General features: G+C 62.2%; 12 protein-coding genes and 4 tRNA genes. 15 read left to right on the forward strand and 1 reads right to left on the reverse strand.

What is annotated here, in order from left to right; all coding sequences use genetic code 11:
• Window positions 1–9 precede the first annotated feature (9 nt).
• Window positions 10–2,745, reverse strand: a complete 2,736-nt coding sequence (locus tag ACVOLQ_RS13395) for a TonB-dependent receptor plug domain-containing protein (RefSeq protein ID WP_481528345.1) — start codon at window positions 2,743–2,745, stop codon at window positions 10–12.
• A gap of 162 nt (window positions 2,746–2,907) precedes the next feature.
• On the opposite strand from ACVOLQ_RS13395, the gene ACVOLQ_RS13400 reads away from it, so the two are divergent.
• The 15 genes from ACVOLQ_RS13400 to rpoC all read left to right on the forward strand — a co-directional run bounded on the left by ACVOLQ_RS13400 (window position 2,908) and on the right by rpoC (window position 19,798).
• Window positions 2,908–3,951, forward strand: coding sequence for a cyanophycinase (locus tag ACVOLQ_RS13400; protein ID WP_481528346.1), 1,044 nt, complete (start codon window positions 2,908–2,910; stop codon window positions 3,949–3,951).
• Between the two features lie 183 nt (window positions 3,952–4,134).
• Window positions 4,135–5,154 carry an isoaspartyl peptidase/L-asparaginase family protein gene (locus ACVOLQ_RS13405; protein ID WP_313174231.1) on the forward strand — a complete coding sequence of 340 codons (1,020 nt, stop codon included), beginning with the start codon at window positions 4,135–4,137 and terminating at the stop codon, window positions 5,152–5,154.
• Window positions 5,155–5,291: 137 nt separating this feature from the next.
• Window positions 5,292–5,377, forward strand: a tRNA-Tyr gene (locus ACVOLQ_RS13410).
• Between the two features lie 28 nt (window positions 5,378–5,405).
• Window positions 5,406–5,479 (forward strand) — tRNA-Gly (locus ACVOLQ_RS13415).
• Between the two features lie 38 nt (window positions 5,480–5,517).
• Window positions 5,518–5,593 (forward strand) — tRNA-Thr (locus ACVOLQ_RS13420).
• 46 nt (window positions 5,594–5,639) lie between these two features.
• Window positions 5,640–6,830 carry an elongation factor Tu gene (tuf, locus tag ACVOLQ_RS13425; protein ID WP_313174233.1) on the forward strand — a complete coding sequence of 397 codons (1,191 nt, stop codon included), beginning with the start codon at window positions 5,640–5,642 and terminating at the stop codon, window positions 6,828–6,830.
• Between the two features lie 103 nt (window positions 6,831–6,933).
• Window positions 6,934–7,009 (forward strand) — tRNA-Trp (locus ACVOLQ_RS13430).
• Between the two features lie 50 nt (window positions 7,010–7,059).
• On the forward strand, window positions 7,060–7,467 hold the full coding sequence (secE, locus tag ACVOLQ_RS13435) for a preprotein translocase subunit SecE (RefSeq protein ID WP_481528347.1): 408 nt from the start codon (window positions 7,060–7,062) through the stop codon (window positions 7,465–7,467).
• A 10-nt stretch (window positions 7,468–7,477) separates the two neighbouring features.
• On the forward strand, window positions 7,478–8,038 hold the full coding sequence (gene nusG, locus ACVOLQ_RS13440; RefSeq protein ID WP_057630031.1) for a transcription termination/antitermination protein NusG: 561 nt from the start codon (window positions 7,478–7,480) through the stop codon (window positions 8,036–8,038).
• 194 nt (window positions 8,039–8,232) lie between these two features.
• The gene (gene rplK, locus ACVOLQ_RS13445; RefSeq protein WP_313495895.1) at window positions 8,233–8,661 is read left to right on the forward strand and encodes a 50S ribosomal protein L11; all 429 of its coding nucleotides are present in this window, start codon (window positions 8,233–8,235) and stop codon (window positions 8,659–8,661) included.
• 4 nt (window positions 8,662–8,665) lie between these two features.
• The gene (gene rplA, locus ACVOLQ_RS13450) at window positions 8,666–9,364 is read left to right on the forward strand and encodes a 50S ribosomal protein L1 (protein ID WP_313495898.1); all 699 of its coding nucleotides are present in this window, start codon (window positions 8,666–8,668) and stop codon (window positions 9,362–9,364) included.
• 570 nt (window positions 9,365–9,934) lie between these two features.
• Window positions 9,935–10,471, forward strand: a complete 537-nt coding sequence (gene rplJ, locus ACVOLQ_RS13455; protein WP_481528348.1) for a 50S ribosomal protein L10 — start codon at window positions 9,935–9,937, stop codon at window positions 10,469–10,471.
• A 63-nt stretch (window positions 10,472–10,534) separates the two neighbouring features.
• Window positions 10,535–10,900, forward strand: a complete 366-nt coding sequence (gene rplL / locus ACVOLQ_RS13460) for a 50S ribosomal protein L7/L12 (RefSeq protein WP_303749025.1) — start codon at window positions 10,535–10,537, stop codon at window positions 10,898–10,900.
• A gap of 394 nt (window positions 10,901–11,294) precedes the next feature.
• On the forward strand, window positions 11,295–15,485 hold the full coding sequence (gene rpoB / locus ACVOLQ_RS13465; protein WP_481528349.1) for a DNA-directed RNA polymerase subunit beta: 4,191 nt from the start codon (window positions 11,295–11,297) through the stop codon (window positions 15,483–15,485).
• An 89-nt stretch (window positions 15,486–15,574) separates the two neighbouring features.
• Window positions 15,575–19,798, forward strand: a complete 4,224-nt coding sequence (gene rpoC / locus ACVOLQ_RS13470) for a DNA-directed RNA polymerase subunit beta' (protein ID WP_481528350.1) — start codon at window positions 15,575–15,577, stop codon at window positions 19,796–19,798.
• The last annotated feature ends 83 nt before the right edge of the window (window positions 19,799–19,881 follow it).

Here is a 19,881-nt window from a genome sequence, read left to right on the forward strand (position 1 = left end):
ATGTGGGGATTACAACCCGGCCCCACCGAACTTGTGGGTGTACTGCAGGTTGATCTGGCGACCAACGCTGTCGAACCAGGAGATGTCGTAGTACGGATACGCGGTGTAGGTCGGATCCTTCGGCGGCATCTTGTTGAACAGATTCACCACCGACAGGGTCAGGCGTGAATGTTCGTCGAAGCGGTACTGCAGCGATGCGTTGTAGCGATAGGTGGCACGGATGAACGGACCCGGGTCGCCGTCTTCCCACACCTGGTCATAGGACCAGCTGTTGGGCAGCTTGCCCAGGCGCTGGCCATAGACGGTGGCCGCCCAGGCATCCTTCTCCCAGCTGATGCTGGCACTGGTCTTGGTACGCGGGATGTCGAAGCCGCTATTGACCGCGAACTGATCCTTGACCTCATCGCCGGCGTACTGCTGGAAGTCGTGCTTCTTCACCCAGGTGTGGGTGCCGCTGAAGGTGAACTGGCCAATGCCGGTCTGCAGGCGGTAGCGCACACCAACGTCCACGCCTTCGGTGGACTCCTTGGCGACGTTGATCGGATTGACGTAGATACCGTAGAGCGAGCCGTTGGAGTTGCGGGTCACGCGTGAAACAGCGTCCACGCAGGTGGGCGAGCTCATGTCCTTGTCGCCGAGCCGGCATGCCGCCTCGTCGCGCAGGATCTGGTCCACGCTCATGTCCTGGACCTGGTCACGCATGTCGATGTTGAACCAGTCAGCCGAGATATCCAGGCCATTGACCGGTGACCAGACGAAGCCGGCCGTCCAGGAGGTGCTGGTTTCAGGGTCGAGGTTGCGGTTGCCTTCGCGGGTGCGGATCAGGCCCTCGCTGTACTCTTCGGGGTCATCGCCGTTGTCCAGTGCATAGTTGTACCAGTCGACGCCGCTGGTCTCGTCATTGCCGATGCCGGCGTAGACATAGTGCAGGTCGGGCGCGCGGAAGGCGGTGCCGTAGGAGCCGCGGACCAGCAGCGAGTCGATCGGGCGCCATTCCAGGCCGGTGCTCCAGGTGGCCTTGCCGATGCTGTTGCCCGAGTAGCGGTACTGGTCATAACGTCCAGCCACGCTCCAGTTCAAGGTGTCGTGCAGCGGCATGCGCAACTCGGCTGCACCGGCCCAGCGATTGCGGCTGCCCTTGCCGTCCGAGTCCTTCCAGCTGTAGTAGTAGTACTGCGTGGCCAGCGGATCGGGATTCAGCGAATAGGACTGGCGGCCGAGCTCGACCGTGCCGGCGAAACCGGCGTCGCCGCCGGGCAGGGTGAACAGGTCGCCCTTGCTGACCGTCAGCGACAAGGTGCCGGTTTCGGACTTGGGCGTGTAGACCGAGCGCGCAGCGATGGAGTCGTACTCGCTGCGGCTGAGCGGGCGATACAGGCGTTCCGGATCGGCGTTGTAGATCGGGAAGCCATCATCGTCCTCGCCCAGCTGCGGACCAAGGAACAGTGCATTGGCCTTGGCGGCGACGATCTGCGGCCAGCTGATCTTGGCGCGGTACTGCGAATAGCTCAGTGCTGCTTCGTAATCCCAGCTGTCGGCCCAGCTGCCCTTGAAGCCGGTGGTCACGCCAAAAGTCTTCTGCGTGGTCTCGATCATGTTGCGGCTCAGTCCGCCGATTTCCTCGGGGGTGAACTGGCGCTGCCAGAACTCCACCTGCTCGCTGGCCTGGTTGTAGAAATAGCCTTCCTCGTTGCCATCGGCGGCCATGTGGCTCCACGCGGTAACGTCGCGGAACATCGATACGTCGTGGTAACCCATCTGTACATCGGCGAACCATTCGCTGCCGTTGTCGAAGGCGTAGCTCATCGACGCATAACCGTTCACGCCGCGGCGCTTGCTGATGATGGTGCCGTAGCCGATGGCCTCGTCGCTGCCGCAGTAGTAGCCGTATCGCGGGCGGTAACCGTAGTAGGTGGTGCCGCCATTCTGCGCAGACAGCGCATCGCAGGTTGCCTGGCCCGGGTCGATGTAGTCGTCATACCAGTCGGTGCGCAGGAAGCCGCGGCGCGGCGCCTGTGCGGCAGCAGTCGGGCCATCCTTGGTGGAGTCCTGGATATCGCGCTCATAGGCCCACAGCGGCGTCTGCGACTGCAGCTCCACGCTGTAGATGCCGCTGAAGCGGCCCTTCTCGAAACCGCTTACCAGGCTGATGTCGAACGATTCGCCGCCGCCCTCGCTGGTGATGCCCATGCGGGCGTCGACGGTGGTGCCATCGGCATGCTTCTTGAGGATGAAATTGACCACGCCGGAGATCGCGTCGGAGCCGTAGATGGCCGATGCGCTGCCGGTCAGTACCTCGATCCGCTCGATCATGCCCAGCGGAATATTGGAGATGTCGGTGAAGTTGCTGCGGCCCTTGAACGGCATCGGGAAGTCGGCGATGCGGCGGCCGTTGACCAATACCAGGGTGTGGTTCGGGCCGAGGCCACGCAGGTCAACCTGCTGCGCGCCCGGCGAGAAGTCCGCGCCGCTGGAGGACTGCTGGCTCTGCGTTTCGCCGCCGTTCTGGGTCATGGCGCGGAGTACGTCCGGCACGCTGGTGAAGCCGGCGGACTTGATTTCCTCGGCCGTCACCACGGTGACCGGCGCCGGGCCTTCGACCTGGGCGCGCGGAATGCGAGAGCCGGTGACCTGCACGGTATCGAGTTGTTGCGGTTGGCCTTCGGCAGCGTTCTGTGCCAGGGCAGGGGCGGCCATCGACAGCAGGGCCAGTTGGATTGAACACACCATTGCGTGCTTACGCATGAATCAGCTCTCTGATGAAAAGTGCTCTGGATTTGTCCCGTCGGCATCGCGAAGGTGCCGGCCGACCCTGTCTGTAATGTGAATGGGGTCGCGTCATCTAACACCTTTTTTACACGCTTGACCACTGCCGGAAAGTCTGGCATTACACCTGTAAGCGGTTACATGGATCAGGTAGAAGACGCTATGAAACGTAAGAGCTCCTGGCTGGGGCGAGTAGTCCTGATGGTTGCGGCGATCGCGGCAGCCGGTGTGCTCCATGCCCAGGATTCGCGCGGCATCAGTGCCGCTGGCTACCGCTACTACGAAGTAGGTGACCTTGATGCCCCGCGCCCCGGCAAGACCGAGGCGGCGATGATGCTGATGGGTGGCGGTGACTGGGTGCCGGAGGCCTTCCACTGGTGGGTCGAACGGGCTGGGCACGGCCGCGTGGTGATCCTGCGCGCCTCCGGCGACGACAACATGCAGAAGGAGCTGTATTACGACATCGGCGGCGTCACCGCGGTGCAGACGCTGGTGTTCGACAGCCGCAAGGCGGCGGATGATCCGGCCGTGCTGCGTGTGGTGCGTGGCGCCGATGCCATCTTCATTGCCGGCGGTGACCAGTCGCGTTACATCCGCTTCTGGAAGGGCACCGCGCTCAACGCCGCGCTCAACGATCATGTGCGTGCAGGCAAGCCGATCGGCGGCACCAGTGCCGGTCTGGCCATTCTTGGTGGCTATGCCTACGGCGCGCTGGACGGTGGCAGCGTCAATTCGCCGTCCGCATTGAACGACCCGATGGGCAGTGAAGTCACCATGGACAAGGATTTCCTGACCATGCCCTATCTGTCGAACGTGGTGACCGACACCCATTTCGCCAAGCGCGACCGCCTTGGTCGCCTGATTGTGTTTGTCGCCCGCGCCGCCCAGGACAAGGGTCAGGACGACATCGTCGGTATCGGCGTGGACGAGGACACCGCGTTGTGCGTCGAGGCCGATGGGCGTGGCCGGGTGTACTCGCTGGTCGATGGTTATGCATGGCTGGTGATGCCGCGGCGCACGGCTGATCGCCTGAGCAATGGTGAGCCGTTGGAATTCAGTTCGATTCCGGTCACGGGCGTGGGCGCGGGCAGCCGCCTGCATCTGGACGGTTTCAAGGTGGACAATGCCGCCTTTACCGCGATGGCCAGTGTCGTGGACGGTGAATTGGAGCTCCATCCCAACTGACCGCGCGATTGATGTGCAAAGGGGGCTTCGGCCTCTTTTTTGTTGCCTGTGACGCGGCCGCTCCCGGGCGTGTTGGCGGCCCGCCCCGGCGCGCGTCGGAAAAGCAGCGGTTGGTACTGCGGTGACTGTTCAGACTGGCTGGCACCTGCCTAGAATCGAGCTTCCATTCGGGAGTGAAGAAACATGAAGCTGACTTCTGCAGTACTGCTGGGCCTGGCGTCGCTGTCTTCGGGAGCTGCAGTCGCAGCGGAGGTTTCTCCCCTGCTGGTCATCCATGGCGGGGCGGGCGTGGAGCGCAAGGACTTCAGTGCAGCGGAAGAGCGTGCCGCACGTGCGGCGTTGACCGAGGCGCTGCGCCAGGGGCATCGGGCCCTGGTGGCCGGCAAGCCGGCGCTGGATGCGGTAACCGCGGCGATCACCGTGCTGGAGAACGACCCGACGTTCAATGCGGGGCGTGGCGCAGTGTTCACCCATGATGGCAAGAATGAGCTGGATGCCTCGTTGATGGATGGCGCCACCCTGCGCGCCGGTGCGGTTGCGGGCGTACATACCGTGAAAAACCCGATCCTCCTGTCGCGGGCGGTGATGGAGCATTCGCCGCACGTGATGATGGTGGGGCAGGGCGCGGAGCTGTTCGCCGCCGAGCAGAAGATCGAGCTGGTGGATCCGTCCTACTTCCGCACCGAGAAGCGCTGGGAGCAGTTGCAGCGTGCCTTGAAGGAAGAGGCGGCGGGGCAGGCGCACGCCGACCTGGAAACCGCCAAGCATTTCGGTACCGTTGGCGCGGTCGCGTTGGATAGCCAGGGCAAGCTCGCTGCCGGCACGTCCACGGGCGGCATGACCAACAAGCGCTACGGACGTGTTGGTGATTCACCGATCATCGGTGCCGGTACCTATGCGAACGACCAGTGTGCGGTCTCGGGTACCGGCTGGGGTGAGTACTACATCCGCCTGTCCGTCGCGCATGAGATATGTGCACGCATGAAGTACTTGCAGGAAACACCTGCGCAGGCCGGCGAAGAGGTCATCGTCAAACGCGTGCCCGAGCTCGGAGGTGATGGCGGCGGCATCGTGTTGTCCGCCGATGGCAAGGCGGCTACGCCGTTCAACACCGAGGGCATGTACCGCGGTTGGATTGGTGCCGATGGTGTGCCGCACGTGGCGATTTTTGCCGACGAAAAGATTAAGATGCCCGGCGAGTGATCGGCGCCGCCGATGCCGAAAAAGAAATTTCACCGAATGTGAAGATTTCTGTTGACAGCATCGGCGCTGATCACCAAAATAGCGAGCTCACCCACCCCTGACCGGCAAGGCCGCGGTCCTCGACAAGGGAGTGGAATGGAGGGATACCCAAGCGGCCAACGGGGGCAGACTGTAAATCTGCTGGCTTACGCCTTCGGTGGTTCGAATCCACCTCCCTCCACCAGTTTTATGTTGTGACGTGTTTTCCCGGTGCGGGAGTAGTTCAACGGTAGAACCTTAGCCTTCCAAGCTAATGGTGCGGGTTCGATTCCCGTCTCCCGCTCCATTGAACGAAACGAAAAAACACGGCATAATAGACAATTCGCTCACGTAGCTCAGTCGGTAGAGCACCTCCTTGGTAAGGAGGAGGTCGAAGGTTCGATTCCTTTCGTGAGCACCATCTTGCCGATAGTGCATAACCAACCTGTTACCGAGAAGAAGCAGCCATGTCCAAGGGTAAGTTCGAGCGTACCAAGCCGCACGTCAACGTCGGCACCATCGGCCACGTCGATCATGGCAAGACCACGCTGACCGCCGCACTGACCAAGATCGGTGCAGAGCGCTTCGGTGGCGAGTTCAAGGATTACTCCTCGATCGACGCCGCGCCGGAAGAAAAGGCACGTGGTATCACGATCTCGACCGCGCACGTTGAGTACGAATCCGAGACCCGTCACTACGCCCACGTGGATTGCCCGGGCCATGCTGACTACGTCAAGAACATGATCACCGGTGCCGCCCAGATGGACGGCGCGATCCTGGTCTGCTCGGCCGCTGACGGCCCGATGCCGCAGACCCGCGAGCACATCCTGCTGTCGCGTCAGGTCGGCGTGCCGTACATCGTCGTGTTCCTGAACAAGGCTGACATGGTTGACGATGCCGAGCTGCTGGAACTGGTCGAAATGGAAGTGCGCGAGCTGCTCTCCAAGTACGACTTCCCGGGCGACGACACCCCGATCGTGCACGGTTCGGCTCGTATGGCGCTGGAAGGCGACCAGAGCGACATCGGCGTGCCGGCCATCCTGAAGCTGGTCGATGCACTGGACAGCTGGATCCCGACCCCGGAGCGTGACGTCGACAAGCCGTTCCTGATGCCGGTGGAAGACGTGTTCTCGATCTCGGGCCGCGGCACCGTGGTGACCGGTCGTATCGAGCGCGGCGTGATCAAGGTCGGCGAAGAAATCGAAATCGTCGGTATCCGTCCGGTCCAGAAGACCACCGTCACCGGCGTGGAAATGTTCCGCAAGCTGCTGGACCAGGGTCAGGCAGGTGACAACGCCGGTCTGCTGCTGCGCGGCACCAAGCGTGACGACGTCGAGCGTGGCCAGGTTCTGGCCAAGCCGGGTTCGATCAAGCCGCACACCCAGTTCGAAGCCGAAGTCTACGTTCTGTCGAAGGACGAAGGCGGCCGTCACACCCCGTTCTTCAAGGGCTACCGTCCGCAGTTCTACTTCCGTACCACCGACATCACCGGTGCGGTTGAGCTGCCGGAAGGCGTCGAGATGGTGATGCCGGGCGACAACGTGAAGATGGTTGTCACCCTGATCAACCCGGTGGCAATGGACGAAGGTCTGCGCTTCGCTATCCGCGAAGGCGGCCGTACCGTCGGCGCCGGCGTGGTTGCAAAGATCATCGCGTAATAGTTTGTAGCGCCAGCAGTGCATGCTGTTGGTTGCGCGGTTGGCGGGCCGGGTAACTCGGTCCGCCTTCGCCGTCTAAGGCGGTGTGTAACAGTCAAGTCATACGCCAGTAGCTCAATTGGCAGAGCAGCGGTCTCCAAAACCGCAGGTTGGGGGTTCGAGTCCCTCCTGGCGTGCCACTTGCAATTCTCTATCCAGTGACCTTGGTCGCACCAGCAACAAGAGTCGGATGAACAGCAAGATCGAACATTCCAAGTCCGCCGCTTCCGGTGGTGATATCGTCAAGTACGTCGGCGCTGCGCTGTTGGTGCTGGCGGGTCTGTTTGTCTGGTTCTGGTTCGCCGATCAGCCGCGCGCCGCTCAACTGGGTGCCTGGGGTACTCAGTGGCGTGCGTTGGCAGTGGTTCTGGGTCTGGTCGCCGGTGGTGCAGTATTCATGCTGACCACGAAGGGTCGTCAGACAATCGAATTCCTTTCTGAGTCCCGTTTCGAGCTGCGCAAGGTTGTGTGGCCGACCCGCCAGGAAGCCATCCGCATGACGTGGGTGGTGGTTGTGGTGGTGATCGTGTTGAGCCTGCTGTTGGGTGGTTTCGATTTCGTGATCCAGAAGCTGACCCAGTGGTTCTTGGGTCGTTAAGGAGATATCTGTGAAGCGTTGGTACGTCGTTCACGCCTATTCAGGTTTTGAGAAGTCGGTTGCGCAGGCATTGCGTGATCGCATTGCGCGTGACGAGATGCAGGAGCTTTTCGGCGACGTGCTGGTCCCCACTGAAGAAGTGGTGGAAATGCGCGCCGGCCAGAAGCGCCGCTCCGAACGCAAGTTCTTCCCGGGTTACGTGCTGGTACAGATCGAGACCCATGAAGAAGCCGGTATCCCGCGCATCGATAACGAAAGCTGGCACTTGGTCAAGGAAACCCCGAAGGTCATGGGTTTCATTGGCGGCACGGCTGATCGCCCGCTGCCGATCCAGGACAGCGAGGCTGCGGCCATCCTGAATCGCGTTCAGGAAGGCGTCGAGAAGCCGCGTCCGAAGGTGTTGTTCGAGCCGGGTCAGATGGTTCGTGTCACGGAAGGTCCGTTCAACGACTTCAATGGTGTTGTTGAAGAGGTCAATTACGAGAAGAGCCGTCTGCGCGTCTCGGTGCTGATCTTCGGTCGTGCTACCCCGGTCGAGCTCGAGTTCGGCCAGGTCGAAAAGGCGATCTAAGCGGCAGCGCGCCACCTGTTCAGGTGGCGTCGTAAAAAGCTGCTACAATTTTCTGCTCCCCGCTGAGGGGGTAAATCAAGGGCTGCCGCGAGGTGGCCTTTGGTGCGATTTCACAACGCGATGCCGGGACGCGTGATTCCCGGTCCGATGGGGAGCCTGTTGTCGAAAGGCGCTAGCACCCGGAGAGCACTCTAATGGCAAAGAAAGTTGTCGGTTACATCAAGCTGCAGGTGAAGGCTGGTCAGGCCAACCCCTCGCCGCCGGTCGGTCCTGCGCTGGGTCAGCGCGGCCTGAACATCATGGAATTCTGCAAGGCGTTCAATGCCGCCACGCAGAAGCTGGAGCCGGGTATTCCGGTGCCGGTCATCATCACGGCCTATTCGGACCGTACCTTCACCTTCATCACCAAGAGCACCCCGGCTACCGTGCTGCTCAAGAAGGCTGCTGGCATTTCTTCGGGTTCGAAGAAGCCGAACACCGACAAGGTGGGCAAGGTGACGCGCGCGCAGCTGGAAGAAATCTGCAAGGCGAAGGAGCCGGACCTGACGGCTGCCAGCCTGGACGCCGCCGTGCGTACGATCGCGGGCTCTGCCCGTTCCATGGGCCTGGTGGTGGAGGGTTAATCTGATGGCACAGACCAAGCGTGAGAAGGCCATCAAGGCCGCCGTCGTCCCGGGCAAGGCATACGCCTTCGAGGACGCAATCAACATCCTGAAGACCGCCACCAAGGCCAAGTTCGTCGAGTCGATCGACGTTGCTGTGCGCCTGGGCGTGGATGCCAAGAAGTCCGACCAGCAGGTGCGCGGTTCCACCGTGCTGCCGGCCGGTACCGGCAAGTCGGTCCGCGTGGCCGTGTTTGCTCCGGCCGGTGCCAAGGCTGACGAAGCCCTGGCCGCTGGCGCCGAAGCCGTTGGCATGGACGACCTGGCCGAGAAGATGCAGGCCGGCGATCTGAACTATGACGTCGTCATTGCGACCCCGGACGCAATGCGCGTTGTCGGTAAGCTGGGCACCCTGCTGGGCCCGCGTGGCCTGATGCCGAACCCGAAGGTCGGCACCGTCTCGGCCAACCCGGGCGAAGCCGTCAAGAATGCCAAGTCGGGTCAGGTGCGTTACCGCACTGACAAGGCCGGCATCATCCACTGCACCATCGGCAAGGCCAGCTTCGAAAACGGCGCGCTGCAGTCGAACCTGCAGGCACTGCTGGTTGACCTGATCAAGGCCAAGCCGGCCACCTCGAAGGGCCTGTACCTGCAGAAGGTGTCGGTCAGCTCGACGATGGGCCCGGGCGTGACTGTTGATCAGTCCTCGCTGACCCTGAAGTGACGTACCGGCCCGTGCGCGCATAGCGCGCACGGCTTTGCCGGCACGTCATCCCCGCGAAGGCGGGGATCGCTCTGAAGCTCTTGGGCTTGGGGGCAACAAGAAACACCAGCGTCACCGGCAACGGTGATGCTGACTTTTGAAGGCGTCGCGCAGGTTTGCCTGCGTGGAGCCGTCAAAGACCGCAGGCGCGGTCAGCGCATACCGGCGACGGGCACGGAAGCTCGATTTGGCAAGGAGTCGCCGCCGGCACAGCGAGATCGCTTAATCGATTCGTCCTCGGATCACCCTGCGTAGATGGTGCCGCCCTTCTGGATTTTTCTGGTTCACGTACGTCCGGGTTTGCCCGGGTTTGCACTCCAGCTCTAGAACGGCCACCACCGGAGCATCACCCGATGTTCCCGGCGTCCAGGACGGATGCCGCCCAGGACCGCACACGGCTAGGAGCCGTAAGCGGAATATGTTTGAAGCAGGGTGTTGAGGTTCGGCCAGGGAGGCCTGCAGCAGTGGCATTGCCGCTCTTGCCAATCCCGGATCCCGAATCACCAATCCCAGCTTAAACGGAGGAGTGCAATGGCTCTCAATCTGTCCCAGAAGCAAGAAGTAGTCGCCGAGCTGGCAGACGTCGCCGCCAAGGCCCACTCCTTGATCGCAGCCGAATACGCTGGCACCACGGTCGCTCAGATGACCGCGATGCGTAAGCAGGCTCGCGAAACCGGTGTTTTCTTGAAGGTTGTCAAGAACACGCTGGCCTCGCGCGCCGTTGAAGGCACCGATTTCGCAGTTGCAAAAGACCAGATGGTTGGTCCGCTGCTGTATGCGTTCTCGCTTGAGGAGCCCGGCGCAGCCGGTCGCCTGATCAAGGAAGCCGCCAAGGGTAACGACAAGCTGAAGGCAAAAGTCGTGGCAATCGGTGGGGAAATCTTCCCGGCCAGCCACGTCGAAGTGCTGGCATCGTTGCCGACCCGTGATCAGGCCCTGGCCATGCTGGCCCGCGTCCTGACCGAGCCGGTCACCATGTTCGCCCGCGCCGTCAAGGCTATCGGTGAGAAGCAGGAAGGTGGCGCAGCGGAAGCTGCAGCGCCGGCCGCTGAAGCTGAAGCCGTCTAAGTTCGACGTCCCCGTGGTTCCGCAAGGAACCTCAATCCAGAATATTTTCAAAAGGTAATCAAAATGTCCCTTACCAACGATCAGATCGTCGACGCAATCGCCGAAAAGTCCCTGATGGAAGTGATGGAGCTGGTCAAGGCCATCGAAGAGAAGTTCGGCGTGTCGGCTGCTGCCCCGGTTGCAGTTGCTGCTGCTGGCCCGGCTGCTGTTGTTGAAGAGCAGACCGAATTCAACGTCATCCTGAAGGATGCCGGCGCGAAGAAGGTTGAAGTGATTAAGGCCGTCCGCGCCATCACCGGCCTGGGCCTGAAGGAAGCGAAGGATCTGGCTGAAGCCGGTGGCGTCGTGAAGGAAGGCGCTTCGAAGGAAGACGCCGACAAGTTCAAGAAGGAACTGGAAGCCGCCGGCGCGACCGTCGAGCTGAAGTAATCAGTTCTTGCATCGTCATCGATTCACGGCGATGCAGCCAAGGCTGGGGGCGTAAAGCCTCCGGCCTTTGGTCGTTTCAAACCGTTGTAATGCCGGGCGTGCCTGGTTGCAGCGGGGTAGGGCAGGGCCCGGCTCGATGTAGTGCCGAGCCATGCTCGGCAAGCAACAACTGACGGGCCTGGTCCGGCATGCAATAGAAAGACCAACGTGGCAAGTGTCAGGCGCTGTGCTCCAGACGATGGGGTGACCCGCAGCCGATACAAGCGAGTTGGCAGTTGGAAGTAGCAATAGAAGGCGTGCTGGTGCCGGCAATACCAGCGACTTCCAACTGACAATTTCAAGATTTCCCTACGGGTCGTGGACGCACGGCTCGCACAACAAGGTGGAAGACCTCATGACGTCCTATTCGTACACCGAAAAAAAGCGCATCCGCAAAGATTTCGGCAAGCAGCGCTCGATCCTCGAAGTGCCGTTCCTGCTCGCCATCCAGGTGGATTCGTACCGCGAATTCCTGCAGGAAAACGTCGACCCGGCCAAGCGCTCCGACCACGGCCTGCATGCTGCGCTGAAGTCGGTGTTCCCGATTTCCAGCTACAGCGGCAATGCTGCCCTGGAATACGTCGGTTACAAGCTGGGTGACCCGGTGTTTGACGAGCGCGAGTGCCGCCAGCGTGGCATGAGCTACGGCGCACCGCTGCGCGTCACCGTGCGTCTGGTCATCTACGACCGCGAATCGTCCACCAAGGCGATCAAGTACGTGAAGGAGCAGGAGGTCTATCTGGGCGAAATCCCGCTGATGACCGACAACGGCACCTTCATCGTCAACGGTACCGAGCGCGTCATCGTGTCGCAGCTGCACCGTTCGCCGGGCGTGTTCTTCGACCACGACCGTGGCAAGACCCACAGCTCGGGCAAGCTGCTGTACAGCGCCCGCATCATTCCGTACCGCGGTTCCTGGCTGGACTTCGAGTTCGACCCGAAGGACGCGCTGTTCACCCGTATCGACCGTCGCCGCAAGCTGCCGGTGTCGGTGCTGCTGCGTGCGCTGGGCTACAACAACGAAGAGATGCTGGCCGAGTTCTTCGAGGTCAACACCTTCCACATCAACCCGGACGAAGGCGTGCAGCTGGAGCTGGTGCCGGAGCGTCTGCGTGGCGAAACGCTGAACTTCGACCTGGCTGACGGCGACAAGGTCATCGTGGAAGCCGGCAAGCGCATCACCGCGCGCCACATCAAGCAGCTGCAGGCCTCGGGCATTGCCGCCCTGGCCGTGCCGGACGATTACATCGTCGGCCGCATCCTGTCGCACGACGTGGTCGATGCCAACACCGGTGAACTGCTGGCCCAGGCCAACGACGAAATCAGCGACGAGCAGCTGCAGAACTTCCGCAAGGCGGGCGTTGATGCAGTGGGCACGCTGTGGGTGAACGACCTGGATCGTGGCCCGTACCTGTCCAACACCCTGCGCATCGACGGCACCAAGACCCAGCTCGAAGCGCTGGTCGAAATCTACCGCATGATGCGTCCGGGCGAGCCGCCGACCAAGGACGCCGCGCAGAACCTGTTCCACAACCTGTTCTTCACCTTCGAGCGCTACGACCTGTCCACGGTTGGCCGCATGAAGTTCAACCGTCGTGTCGGCCGCAAGGAAGTCACCGGTGAGTCGGTGCTGTATGACCGCAAGTACTTCGGCGAGCGTAACGACGAGGAATCCAAGCGCCTGGTCGCCGCGCACGGCGAAGGTTCGGACATCCTTGACGTGATCAAGGTGCTGACCGAGATCCGCAACGGTCGCGGCGTGGTCGATGACATCGATCACCTGGGCAACCGTCGCGTGCGTTCGGTCGGTGAAATGGCCGAAAACGTGTTCCGCGTGGGCCTGGTCCGCGTCGAGCGCGCGGTCAAGGAGCGCCTGTCGATGGCCGAGTCGGAAGGCTTGACTCCGCAGGAGCTGATCAACGCCAAGCCGGTTGCTGCTGCCATCAAGGAATTCTTCGGCTCCTCGCAGCTGTCGCAGTTCATGGACCAGAACAACCCGCTGTCGGAAGTGACGCACAAGCGTCGCGTCTCGGCCCTGGGCCCGGGCGGCCTGACCCGCGAACGCGCTGGCTTCGAAGTGCGCGACGTGCACCCGACCCATTACGGCCGCGTCTGCACCATCGAAACGCCGGAAGGCCCGAACATCGGCCTGATCAACTCGCTGGCCGTGTTCGCCCGCACCAACAAGTACGGCTTCCTGGAAACCCCGTACCGCAAGGTGCACGACGGCAAGGTCTCCGACGAGATCGAGTTCCTGTCGGCCATCGAAGAAAACGAGTACGTCATCGCCCAGGCCAATGCCCTGACCGATGCCAAGAACATGCTCACCGAGCAGTTCGTACCGTGCCGCTTCCAGGGTGAATCGCTGCTCAAGCCGCCGGCAGAAGTCCACTTCATGGACGTCTCGCCGATGCAGACCGTGTCGGTCGCTGCCGCGCTGGTTCCGTTCCTGGAGCACGATGACGCAAACCGTGCACTGATGGGCGCCAACATGCAGCGCCAGGCCGTGCCGACCCTGCGTGCGCAGAAGCCGCTGGTGGGTACCGGTATCGAACGCGCCGTGGCGCGTGACTCGGGTGTGACCGTGAATGCCCTGCGTGGTGGCCAGATCGTGCAGATCGACGCCGGCCGCATCGTGGTCAAGGCCAACGAAAACGAGATCACCGATCCGGCCGATGCCGGCGTGGATATCTACAACCTGATCAAGTACACCCGTTCGAACCAGAACACCTGCATCAACCAGCGTCCGCTGGTGAACGTGGGTGACGTGATCGCGCGCGGCGACGTGTTGGCCGATGGCCCGTCCACCGACATCGGTGAACTGGCGCTGGGTCAGAACATGCTGATCGCCTTCATGCCGTGGAACGGCTACAACTTCGAAGACTCCATCCTGCTGTCCGAGCGTGTGGTCGAGGAAGATCGTTACACCACGATCCACATCGAAGAACTGACCTGCGTTGCACGTGACACCAAGCTGGGGCCGGAGGAAATTTCCGCCGACATCCCGAACGTGTCCGAGCAGGCGCTGAACCGTCTGGACGAATCCGGCGTGGTGTACATCGGTGCCGAAGTGCGCGCCGGCGACATCATGGTTGGCAAGGTGACGCCGAAGGGCGAGAGCCAGCTGACCCCGGAAGAGAAGCTGCTGCGCGCGATCTTCGGCGAGAAGGCTTCGGACGTTAAGGACAGCTCGCTGCGCGTTCCGCCGGGCATGGACGGCACCGTCATCGACGTGCAGGTCTTCACCCGCGACGGTATCGAGAAGGACAAGCGTGCGCGCCAGATCGAGGAAAACGAGATCAAGCGCGTCAAGAAGGACTTCGACGACCAGTTCCGCATCCTGGAAGGCGCCATCTACGCCCGTCTGCGTTCGCAGATCGTGGGCAAGGTTGCCAACGGCGGCGCCAACCTGAAGAAGGGTGACGTGATCACCGACGCGTTCCTGGACGGCCTGAAGAAGTCCGACTGGTTCACCCTGCGCATGAAGGACGAGGACGCCTCCGAAGCCATCGAGCGTGCCCAGATGCAGATCCAGGCACACGAGAAGGAATTCGAGCGTCGCTTCGCCGACAAGCGCGGCAAGATCACCCAGGGCGACGATCTGGCACCGGGCGTGCTGAAGATGGTCAAGGTGTTCCTGGCCGTGAAGCGTCGCATCCAGCCGGGTGACAAGATGGCAGGCCGCCACGGTAACAAGGGTGTGGTCTCCAACGTGGTGCCGGTCGAGGACATGCCGTACATGGCTGACGGCAACACCGTGGACATCTGCTTGAACCCGCTGGGCGTGCCGTCGCGTATGAACATCGGCCAGATTCTGGAAGTGCACCTGGGCTGGGCCGCAAAGGGCCTGGGCAAGCGCATCCAGGGCATGCTGGAACAGCAGCGTGCGGTCAGCGAGCTGCGTGAGTTCCTGGGCAAGATCTACAACCATGACTCGGCCGTTGCCGAGCAGCGCGTGGACCTGTCGCAGTTCAGCGACGAAGAGCTGATCAACCTGGCCAAGAACCTGACCGACGGCGTGCCGATGGCAACCCCGGTGTTCGATGGCGCGGCGGAAGAAGAAATCCGCGAAATGCTGAATCTGGCCTACCCGGATGAAGCACCGGAAACCGCACGCCTGGGCTTCAACGCCAGCAAGACGCAGATGCAGCTGTATGACGGCCGCACCGGCGAAGCCTTCGACCGCAAGACCACCGTCGGCTACATGCACTACCTGAAGCTGAACCACCTGGTCGACGACAAGATGCACGCCCGTTCGACCGGTCCGTACTCGCTCGTTACCCAGCAGCCGCTGGGCGGCAAGGCGCAGTTCGGTGGCCAGCGCTTCGGTGAAATGGAAGTCTGGGCACTGGAAGCCTACGGCGCGGCCTACACCCTGCAGGAAATGCTGACGGTGAAGTCCGATGACGTACAGGGCCGTAACCAGATGTACAAGAACATCGTCGACGGTGAGCACGAGATGGTTGCGGGCATGCCGGAATCCTTCAACGTTTTGGTGAAGGAAATCCGCTCGCTGGCCATCAACATGGAACTGGAAGACAACTGATCGCGCAGGCGCTGCTGCAGTGATGCAGCAGACCCGCCAGCAGTGACCGACAGCCCATAGACACAGATTTCCTCCTTTCGGAGAACACCATGAAAGACCTGCTCAACCTCTTCAACCAGCAGCGCCAGACGCTGGACTTCGACGCGATCAAGATCGCGCTGGCCTCGCCGGACCTGATCCGTTCGTGGTCCTTCGGCGAAGTGAAGAAGCCGGAAACCATCAACTACCGTACCTTCAAGCCGGAGCGTGACGGCCTGTTCTGCGCCGCCATCTTTGGCCCGGTGAAGGACTACGAGTGCCTGTGCGGCAAGTACAAGCGCATGAAGCACCGCGGCGTCGTCTGCGAAAAGTGCGGCACTGAAGTCACCCTGGCCAAGGTGCGCCGCGAGCGCATGGGCCACATCGACCTGGCATCGCCGGTCGCGCACATCTGGTTCCTCAAGTCGCTGCCGTCGCGCATCGGCCTGATGCTGGACATGACCCTGCGTGACATCGAGCGCGTGCTGTACTTCGAAGCCTACGTGGTGACCGAGCCGGGCCTGACCGCCCTGGAGCGCCGCCAGCTGCTGACCGAAGAACAGTACCTGCAGGCACGCCAGGAACACGGCGATGACTTCGACGCCGCCATGGGCGCCGAGGCCGTCTACGAACTGCTGCGCACCATCGACCTGCAGGCCGAAATGGTCCGCCTGCGCGAGGAAATCGCCTCGACCGGTTCGGAAACCAAGCTCAAGCGTCTGACCAAGCGCATCAAGCTGGTCGAAGCCTTCCTCGAGTCGGGCAACCGCCCGGAGTGGATGGTGATGACCGTGCTGCCGGTGCTGCCGCCGGACCTGCGCCCGCTGGTTCCGCTGGACGGTGGCCGCTTCGCGACCTCGGATCTGAACGACCTGTACCGCCGCGTCATCAACCGTAACAACCGTCTGCGCCGCCTGCTGGAGCTCAACGCTCCGGACATCATCGTGCGCAACGAAAAGCGCATGCTGCAGGAATCGGTTGACGCCCTGTTGGACAACGGCCGCCGCGGCCGTGCCATCACCGGCACCAACAAGCGCCCGCTCAAGTCGCTGGCCGACATGATCAAGGGCAAGCAGGGTCGCTTCCGTCAGAACCTGCTGGGCAAGCGCGTCGATTACTCGGGCCGTTCGGTGATCACCGTGGGTCCGTACCTGAAGCTGCACCAGTGCGGCCTGCCGAAGAAGATGGCGCTGGAGCTGTTCAAGCCGTTCGTGTTCGCCAAGCTGCAGCGTCGTGGCCTGGCTACCACCATCAAGGCGGCCAAGAAGCTGGTTGAGCGCGAAGAAGGCGAAGTCTGGGACGTCCTGGAAGAAGTCATCCGCGAACATCCGGTGCTGCTGAACCGTGCGCCGACCCTGCACCGTCTGGGCATCCAGGCGTTCGAACCGCTGTTGATCGAAGGCAAGGCCATCCAGCTGCATCCGCTGGTCTGTACTGCATTCAACGCCGACTTCGACGGTGACCAGATGGCCGTCCACGTGCCGCTCTCGCTGGAAGCCCAGCTGGAAGCGCGTGCGCTGATGATGTCCACCAACAACATCCTGTCGCCGGCCAACGGCGAGCCGATCATCGTGCCGTCGCAGGACGTCGTGTTGGGCCTGTACTACATGGCGCGCTCGCTGGTGAACAAGCAGGGCGAGGGCATGGTGTTCGCCAACACCGACGAAGTGAAGCGTGCCTATGACAACCGTCTGGTTGAACTGCACGCCCGCGTCAAGGTGCGCATCGTGCAGGTCGAGCGTGACGAAGACGGCAACAAGGTCAAGAAGACCTCGATCGTCGACACCACCGTCGGCCGTGCGCTGCTGAGCGAGATCATGCCGGAAGGCCTGCCGTTCGAGCTGTGCAACACCGAGATGACCAAGAAGAACATCTCGCGCCTGATCAACCAGAGCTACCGTCTGCTGGGTCTGAAGGACACCGTGGTGTTCGCCGACAAGCTGATGTACACCGGCTATGCCTACGCAACCCGCGCTGGCGTGTCGATCGGCATCGACGACATGCTGATCCCGGACGAGAAGAAGGGCATCCTCGGCGAAGCCGAAGCCGAAGTGCTGGAAATCCAGGAGCAGTACCAGTCCGGTCTGGTCACCGCTGGCGAGCGCTACAACAAGGTGGTCGACATCTGGTCGCGCACCAATGAGCGCATCGCCAAGGCGATGATGGAAACCATCGGTACCGAGAAGGTCGAGGACGCCGACGGCAAGATCGTCGACCAGAAGTCGATGAACTCGCTGTACATCATGGCCGACTCCGGTGCGCGTGGTAGCCAGGCGCAGATCCGTCAGCTGGCCGGTATGCGTGGCCTGATGGCGCGTCCGGACGGCTCGATCATCGAAACGCCCATCAAGGCGAATTTCCGTGAAGGCCTGAACGTGCAGGAGTACTTCAACTCCACCCACGGCGCCCGTAAGGGTCTGGCCGATACCGCGTTGAAGACGGCGAACTCGGGTTACCTGACCCGTCGTCTGGTCGACGTGGCACAGGACGTGGTGATCACCGAAATCGACTGCGGCACCGTCGAAGGCCTGACCATGACCCCGATCGTGGAAGGCGGCGACGTCGTCGAGCCGTTGAAGGACCGCGTGCTGGGCCGTGTCGTGGCCGAGGACGTGTTCCTGCCGGGCAACGACGAAGATCCGATCGTGACCCGCAACACGCTGCTCGACGAGCAGTGGGTGAACAAGCTGGAAGAAGCTGGCGTGCAGACCATCAAGGTCCGCTCGACGATCACCTGTGAGTCCTCGTTCGGCGTTTGCTCGCGCTGCTACGGCCGCGATCTGGCCCGTGGCCACATCGTCAACATCGGTGAAGCGGTTGGCGTCATCGCCGCACAGTCGATCGGTGAGCCGGGTACCCAGCTGACCATGCGTACGTTCCACATCGGTGGTGCGGCATCGCGTGCGGCTGCGGTCGACAACATCACCGTCAAGACCACCGGTTCGGTGAAGTTCTCCAACCTGAAGCACGTCGAGCAGGCCAGCGGTTCGCTGGTGGCGGTCTCGCGTTCGGGTGAAATCTCCGTGCTCGACCCGCATGGCCGTGAGCGTGAGCGCTACAAGCTGCCGTACGGTGCCAGCATCGGCGTCAAGGACGGTGCGGAAATCAAGGCTGGCCAGACCGTGGCCAACTGGGATCCGCATAACCACCCGATCGTGTCGGAAGTGGCTGGTTTCGTGCGCTTCATCGACTTCATCGATGGCGTGACCGTGATCGAGAAGACCGACGAACTGACCGGCCTGGCCTCGCGCGAAATCACCGATCCGAAGCGTCGTGGCTCGCAGGCCAAGGATCTGCGTCCGCTGGTCCGCATCGTCGATGGCAAGGGTAATGACCTGACCATCCCGGGCACCGACCTGCCGGCACAGTACCTGCTGCCGCCGCGCTCGATCGTCAACCTGCAGGATGGCTCGCCGGTAGGCGTGGGCGACGTGGTTGCCAAGATCCCGCAGGAAGCCTCCAAGACCCGCGACATCACCGGTGGTCTGCCGCGCGTTGCCGACTTGTTCGAAGCCCGCAAGCCGAAGGACCCGGCGATCCTGGCCGAGCGTTCGGGTATCATCAGCTTCGGCAAGGACACCAAGGGCAAGCAGCGCCTGATCATCAAGGACACCGATGGTTCGGAGCACGAAGAGCTGATTCCGAAGTACCGCCAGATCATCGTGTTCGAAGGTGAGCACGTGACCCGCGGTGAAACCGTGGTGGACGGCGAGCCGAGCCCGCAGGACATCCTGCGCCTGAAGGGCGTGGAAGAACTGGCCCGCTACCTGGTCAAGGAAATCCAGGACGTTTACCGCCTGCAGGGCGTGAAGATCAACGACAAGCACATTGAAGTGATCTCGCGCCAGATGCTGCGCAAGGTGGAAATCGTCGACCAGGGCAGCAGCAAGTTCCTCAATGGCGAGCAGGCCGAGCGCCAGCGCGTGATCGAGGAGAACGTGAAGCTGGCCGCCCGCAACGAGCTGCCGGCCCGTTTCGAGCCGGTGCTGCTGGGTATCACCAAGGCATCGCTGGCTACCGAGTCGTTCATCTCGGCGGCTTCGTTCCAGGAAACCACCCGCGTGCTGACCGAGGCTGCCGTGCGCGGTACCTCCGACGGCCTGCGTGGTCTGAAGGAAAACGTGATCGTCGGCCGCCTGATTCCGGCGGGTACCGGTCTTGCGTATCATGCCCAGCGCCGTCGTAACGCGTCGGGCCTGACCGAATCGGAAATCGCAACCCTGGCCGCTCCGGTCGTGGTCGCGGAGCCCGAAGTTGCAGCACCGGAAGCTGAACAGGCTGCTGGTGAAGAGTAAGTAGTTAGATCGGCCGGCCCGCTCGCGGGCCGGCAGTTCGACCTGAACGGGGAATAGGGAGATACCCCTGTAACAGCTCTGGA

The sequence above is a fragment of the Stenotrophomonas sp. STEN031 genome, from assembly GCF_056759975.1.